The sequence below is a fragment of the Lactobacillus sp. UMNPBX12 genome, from assembly GCF_002553955.1.
Taxonomy (GTDB): Bacteria; Bacillota; Bacilli; order Lactobacillales; family Lactobacillaceae; genus Lactobacillus; species Lactobacillus crispatus.
On the sequence record NZ_PCYY01000064.1, the window covers coordinates 1 to 1157 of the forward strand.

At 33.0% G+C, this 1157-nt stretch carries 1 tRNA gene; it reads right to left on the minus strand.

The features are described 5' to 3' along the window. Positions 1 to 1018 precede the first annotated feature (1018 nt). A tRNA-Asn gene (locus CP363_RS10480) sits at positions 1019 to 1091 on the minus strand. Positions 1092 to 1157: the final 66 nt, after the last annotated feature.

A 1157-nucleotide genomic window follows, 5' to 3' on the forward strand; every position in this document is an offset into this window, starting at 1 on the left:
CCTTACATGTCTGTTTTTAAGCTCTCGTCGCATCTCTCGAAGCGACTTTATTAATTTACCTTATTTTCTCTGCTTTGGCAAGTCTTGCTCTTCGTTCGGGTTCTATGTGTTTTTATGAAATATTTATTCTGATTGTAGCAATTACATTAGTAGAATCTGCTTTCAATTATAGAAATATCACCTTAACTCGTTAAAAACTTTATAAATCTCGAACTATATTTTTAAAGGTAAGCAAAAAATATTTTTATTTTTTGTTATTAAGCTGTATTTTCTGCCAAAATAATATTTAATTTATCATTTTCACTAATAACAAGCCACAATTTAAAAACTATTTTTCAAATTTCTCTTATGTTGCTGTAATTCATAGTTACCTTTGTGCGACATATTGACACATATTAACCACTTCAGAATGAATTTCCTAGATCTTGGTACTTAGATAGAGGCATGCTTGTCATCTGTTCACTTAGAACAAATAGTCAACACAGCGCGCTCCAACATACGAGATCAATTAAAAGTCCCTGTCATCTGCTTTGCACACATAGTTTTGTTATAACTGTTTATCTAAATTCAGGTCAATACGAATTGTCTGACCGGTTTAATTATATTTTAGAAGTAAAAAATAGCATTGCTACCTAATTACAAGGAGATACAGTAATAATTACCAGTTATTTTTTCAATCTCAACCGTACTAATTCTGATCAGAATTTTGTTAACTCATTTTTGTATAATTAGCCTACTACAATCAGAACCCCAACAGATTCCTAGATATAGATTGCTTACCTAATTTTACTGTCGTTGAATATTTATAATAATCTATCTATAAGATTTTTATGCACTTAAAAAGAGAGCATAGTCTCCGTAATCAATTCAATTAAGCTTGTTAGGAGTTTTACTATGTCTTCTATTAATGATTATATTAAATTTGACCCTCAAGTCATGCTTGCTTAGCCTAATTAACCTTTTAACATACCCAAAAGGCACAAAAAAAAGGAAGCCTTCCGCTTCCTTCTTCCCTTTACTCCGGCTGTCAGACTCGAACTGACGACATCTTGATTAACAGTCAAGCGCTCTACCAACTGAGCTAAGCCGGAATATTAAAAAAGAGCACGGCAGCTTCCTTTCCTCGCAGGCAGTTGCCCACCAACTACTTTCGGCGT